4 protein-coding genes and 2 pseudogenes are annotated in these 4,796 nt (G+C 69.4%); 3 read left to right on the top strand and 3 right to left on the bottom strand.

Features of this window, described 5'->3' with window-relative positions; genetic code table 11:
* Window positions 1–68: 68 nt before the first annotated feature.
* A complete protein-coding gene (locus tag ACFU8Q_RS39190) occupies window positions 69–626 on the bottom strand; it encodes a hypothetical protein (RefSeq protein WP_384464286.1) in 558 nt (185 codons plus the stop codon).
* A 10-nt stretch (window positions 627–636) separates the two neighbouring features.
* Between ACFU8Q_RS39190 and ACFU8Q_RS39185 the strand changes: the two are divergent.
* Both ACFU8Q_RS39185 and ACFU8Q_RS39180 read left to right on the top strand, forming a co-directional pair.
* Window positions 637–876 (top strand): annotated as a pseudogene (locus tag ACFU8Q_RS39185) (transposase); the annotation flags it as partial.
* Window positions 877–956: 80 nt separating this feature from the next.
* Entirely contained in the window at window positions 957–1,370 is a 414-nt protein-coding gene (locus tag ACFU8Q_RS39180) for a hypothetical protein (protein WP_384464284.1), read from the top strand.
* A 155-nt stretch (window positions 1,371–1,525) separates the two neighbouring features.
* On the opposite strand, the gene ACFU8Q_RS39175 is transcribed toward ACFU8Q_RS39180, so the two are convergent.
* A complete protein-coding gene (locus ACFU8Q_RS39175; RefSeq protein ID WP_384464292.1) occupies window positions 1,526–2,155 on the bottom strand; it encodes a DUF4360 domain-containing protein in 630 nt (209 codons plus the stop codon).
* A 159-nt stretch (window positions 2,156–2,314) separates the two neighbouring features.
* On the opposite strand from ACFU8Q_RS39175, the pseudogene ACFU8Q_RS39170 reads away from it, so the two are divergent.
* A pseudogene (locus tag ACFU8Q_RS39170) lies at window positions 2,315–2,605 on the top strand (IS110 family transposase); the annotation flags it as partial.
* A gap of 242 nt (window positions 2,606–2,847) precedes the next feature.
* Here the strand turns inward: ACFU8Q_RS39170 and ACFU8Q_RS39165 are convergent.
* Entirely contained in the window at window positions 2,848–4,314 is a 1,467-nt protein-coding gene (locus ACFU8Q_RS39165; protein WP_384464289.1) for an IPT/TIG domain-containing protein, read from the bottom strand.
* Window positions 4,315–4,796: the final 482 nt, after the last annotated feature.

Below are 4,796 nucleotides of genomic sequence, written 5' to 3'. Positions count from 1 at the left end.
TCGGTGTGCGGCGGGACCCTCCCGCGTACGTTGCTCAGTTGGCGGCGAGCCCGACGAAGCGGGCCCGCTCAATCATGCCGAGGCCGCCAGCGCCTCGACTCCCGGACCGCGCTGAGGGCTGCCAGGCTCGCCACGGTCACCGCCAGCACGCACAGCACCGCCACTGCCGCGGTCAGCATCTGTGGCGGCAGTTCCCCGTTCCGCGGCGGGGTGGTGTAGGGCAGGGTGACCCAGACCGCGCTGAGCGCGCCCAGGGCCGCGGCGACGCAGAGGGGCACGGCGAGGGTCCACGCGGCCACGGTCGCGTACACCCGTCGGCTGCCGCTCACCACGGAGACCGGGGCGATGGAACGGGCGAAACGCACGACCTCGGCGAGACAGTTCAACCCTGCCGCCAGCGCCACCAGGGCCACTCCCGCAACGCCGAGCAAGGTCACCCACCGCAACTGGGAGGACAGCATGGCGGCACCCCCGATCCACCCCTGCCCCACGCTCTCCGCCAAGGAACCGGGCCCCAGTGCGTCCAGAGCGTCGCGTTTGAGCGTGCCCAGCGGCAGCGCATCGCCACTCGGCGAGTACACGACGAACAGGTTGCCCTGACGAGGAGCAAAAGGGGCACGGCTCACGCCGACCTGCGTGACGGAGGCAGGCAGCAAGGCGCGCAGGGCCGGGATCGCTCGCCGACGCCGGTACGGGGACCGGCAGGTACTGGCGGCCATCGTATTCGTGGCCACAACGGGCTCTACGTGGCGCCAACTGCCGCCGATCTTTGGCCCGTCCGGGCCGGCCGTGCACCGGCGGTTCACGGAGTGGAGCCGGGCCCGGGTGTGGGGCGAACTCCACGGCCTGGTCTTGGACGAACTCGGCGCCCGAGGGGCTCCGTAGGTGCCGACGCGCCAGGACTCGCGGCACGAGCACCTGGCCAACGACGACCGCGGCCGCGCGGAGCTCGCGGAGTGGGAGCCGCCTCGGCCCCGGGCACCCTCTACGACCCGGACACCGACGACGTCGTCCAGGCCGAGCTCGCCTCCGAAGCCGCGGCCGCCGCCCGGGAAGCAGAGCTGCGCGAACTGGGCACGCTGGAGCAAGCCGAGCCCCGCGACGGTGACGAAACCGTGCGCGACGAACTCACCCGGCGTGCGGGCGGGTACGTCGACGGCTGGCTCGCCCACGCCCTGGCCGCGCACCTCCGGCACTACCGCGACCCGGCCGCCCGCAAGGCCGCCGGCCTTATGACGCCGCCGGTCCTCGCGCACGCCGCGCTGCTTTGCCGAACTCGCCCGCCTGGTCCCCGGTGCCGACGTCGACCCGCTGGCGTTCGCGGCCAGGATCGCCACCACCGAGCCCGAAACCGCCGGTGCCCTCGCTGAGTTCCTCGCCCGCGCCTGGTCGTAGCGCGGCATTCGCACAGCCCGCCCTGGCGCGGAACGACCTCACGTTCCACTGTCTCCCAGACCCCCAGCGTCTGGGGGACAGACCTGGGAGGCACCTGAGGAACTGGCCCGCCGATCGCAGCGCCAGGAGATCACCGACACCGCTTCCAGGCCATGTGGTACACGGTTTTGATACTGCCGTCCGTTGAGTCCATCTCCATGAAGCTGGTGGCGCTCGGGCTCGAGGTGCCGCGCTCGACCCGCAGTTCAGTGTTGATGTCGAAGTTGCGCTCCTCCCCGCAGGGGGCGAAGACCCGGGCGGCGACGTCCACGGTGTCGGTCGTCTGCCAGTTGCCGCTGAACCCGCCCTTGAAGCGATGGGTCGAGTTGGTGGTGTGGGCGTTGCCCTGGAAGTGGTAGCTGGCCCGCTGCGTCCCGGACGCACCCGGCGCCAGTGACGCGAAGCCGCGGTAGCCGGCGGACACGATCGCGTAGGTGTAGCCACCGGGGACGTGCACGAGCAGGTTGAGCTGACAGTTCTTCTTCCGGTCGGTCGGCGCCGAGCCGGGCCCCACCTGGGCGAGGTAGTTGCTGTAGGTGACGGTGAAGGCGGTGTTGTCGGGGGACACAGCCACGGCGGCCGTCCCCGCCGGGCAGCCTGAACCGTTGACCGCTACCGTGTCGATGACGATCCGGCCCGACGGCGGGGGCGGGTTGCCGCCGAAGGCCGACGAGCCGAACAATGATACGGCAACACCAGTCGCGGCCAGCGCGCGGAGCACCATGGGCTTCCCTTCAATCGTCCACGGATCCAGGGCGGGCGTCACTTTCCGAGCCCGACCCCCGGATTTCACGTGGGCATCGCACCACACGCCGCGTGTCCGCGTACGGAAGGTGACGCTCCAGTCACTCAAACGGCCTTCAAGGTGGAGACCTCGTAGGTCTTCGACAAATCGCTGCCCGACAACGAGCCGCGACTGCGCGAGCTGTTCACGAAGCTGCAGGCCAAACACGGCACGGTACTTGTGGTCGTGGATCAGCCGGCCTCGATCGGCGCGCTGCCACTGGCCGTGGCTCGCGATGCGGGCTGCCGCGTCGCCTATCTGCCAGGCCTGACGATGCGGCGGACAGCTGATCTCTATCCGGGTGAGGCCAAGACCGACGCACGCGACGCGTCGATCATCGCGGACGCCGCCCGCACCATGCCGCAGCTCAAGAGAGCCTTCTACCTCGCCGCCTTCGCGTCGCTGTCGCAGCCGGAGTCACGCGCCTACTACGACAAGAAACGCAGCGAAGGCAAACACCACGTCGCAGCCATCGTCTGCCTGGCCCGGCGCCGCATCGACGTGCTCTTCGCGATGCTCCGAGACGGCGCGGTCCTGCGGCGATCCCTCGCCCGGGCACGGTTCGACCGGTCGGCGGCGAGGGCCCGGGGCGGCTCGAAGGGCCACCGCGGGAACAGGGCGTGCGGACGCTACCGTCCGGTGTAGGTGAACTCGTCGGCCGGGCTGGTGGGAGAGGTGGCCTTGCCGACCGTCACGGTGATGTCGACCGTCTGGTGGTCGTCGAGCTGACCGGGCGCGGTTGCGGTGATCTGGCCGGTGGAGACGAACTTGACCGAATCGGATGCCTTGTCCTTGAAGTGCACGGTGGCGCCATCGGCGAAGCCCGAGCCGCTGATGGTGACCGGGGTGCCGACCTTTCCGCTGGTCGGGCTGACCGCACTGACCACCACAGGTGCAGGTCCGCCATAGGCGAACTGCCCCATCGCGACGGCCGGGGAGGTGCCGAGGGTGTTGGTGACGCGGACGTGGACGACGCCGGTTCCGTTGGGGACCTGAGCGTTGATCCTGATGCCGGAGGGGTCGATGTCGCGCTTGGTGCAGGCGAAGTGGCCGAAGTCGACCACGCTGTCCGGACTGAAGCCGGTGCCGTTGATGGTCACCGTGTCGCCTGGTCCACCGAAGGTGGGGGTCACGTCGGTCACCACCGGCCCGGAAGGGACGGCAGGCGCCCCCACCAGGTCCAGGTAGGTGGAGTTGGCGTGCTGGAAGGCGACCTGGCCGAGGAAGTCCTGGGTGGTCTTGTTGACCAGGTTCTTGGCAAGGCTCGTGTAGCCGGTGTTCATCAGGCAGAGCGTGCCGGGCTGGACGTAGACGTTACCTTTGGTGCGCTTGGAGATCGCCCCGATGAGCAGCTTCACTTCTTCGGTCGCCTGCGGACCCGGGCTCGGGTACCAGCCGGCGGTGGTGTCGAGATCGGCCCACGCGTGCGGCACCAGGTCGTAGGCGTTGTTCTGGCGCTCGTCGATGACCCACGGCACGGAGTCGAAGTAGTCGACGAAGCTCTGCACACCGGCGGTGGGAGCGGCATAGGTGATCACCGCGAACTTCGGCTGTTTCGGCCAGGTCTGTGCCTGCAGGTACGGCGCGAGCATGGTGGCGATGCAACCACCCAGGCTGTGACCGGTCAGATAGACGGTCGGCTGCGGCGAGGAGGGCGCCGACTTGAGTACGGCGGCGAGCGCCTGAGCGAGCGTGACGTTCGGGGAGGGGGAGGCGATCGAGCGGGCGTTGACAACCCGTTTGAACGCATCCATCGCCCCCTTGGAAACGGCGATGGGCTTCGGCGATCCGCTTTCGGGGAACGGGACGACTGTGCCGACCTCGAGGTCCTCAAGGATGTCGGTCAGATCGGCGTCCGTTCCGCGAGCGACCACGGCGAACTCGTTCGAGCCGTTGGTGCTCTGCGCGATGTAGGCCATATTGGCGTTGGCCTCGCTCAGGGCGAGCCACACCAGCTTCCACGCGCCCTGAGTCGCAAGGCTGGGATCGCTCAGTTGCGCGTCGATGCCGGAGATGATTCGCTCGGTCTGATGCTCCGGGGTTTCCCCGGACGGACGGGGGGTGGCCCCGGTGGCTGCAAGGGCAGCCAGGGTCATGGTCACCTGGGCGATTGTCGGATCGGGCGCCATCGTCGTTCCTGCTCCTCGGATATTTTGCCGGTGCGGAGGCGGGATGGCCCTTCGGCAGCATCAGGGCAGATCTGTACCGAACCGACCGTCAGATTGGATCGCACACAATCAGACCTCCCCTCTGCGTTGTCCGGTGCCTTTCCTGCCTTCAAGTTGACCAGGTTCACCTTGTTGGCCGTTCGTCATACGTGTGTGCGTTCGCCGAGCCAGGTGCGCAGCGCGGTCGCCAGAGCTGGGACGTCCGCGGGCAGGCCCGGGGCGGCGGCCCGGGCGACGATGCCGCCGGGGCGGAGAACGCGGCTGGCAGATCGCCGCGGTCGGCAGGGGCGGCCACCACAGTCGACAGGCGGTCCCGCCATCCGGCCGCATCCTCGAGGACTCGGCTGCCGCCCGGGGCGAGGATGTCTCCCGCTCATAGGCGAAGGGCCGGAGGCATCAGCCTCCGGCCC

This window comes from Streptomyces sp. NPDC057543 (assembly GCF_042801895.1).
In the GTDB taxonomy this organism is placed as follows: Bacteria; Actinomycetota; Actinomycetes; order Streptomycetales; family Streptomycetaceae; genus Streptomyces.
The sequence above is the reverse complement of the archived record's forward strand: the minus strand, read 5'-3'. Positions and strand labels throughout refer to the sequence as shown.

Bases quoted from the DNA above. Each gene is read 5' to 3' on its own strand.
- ACFU8Q_RS39165 (WP_384464289.1), bottom strand. From the start codon at position 4,314: ATGACCCTGGCTGCCCTTGCAGCCACCGGGGCCACCCCCCGTCCGTCC.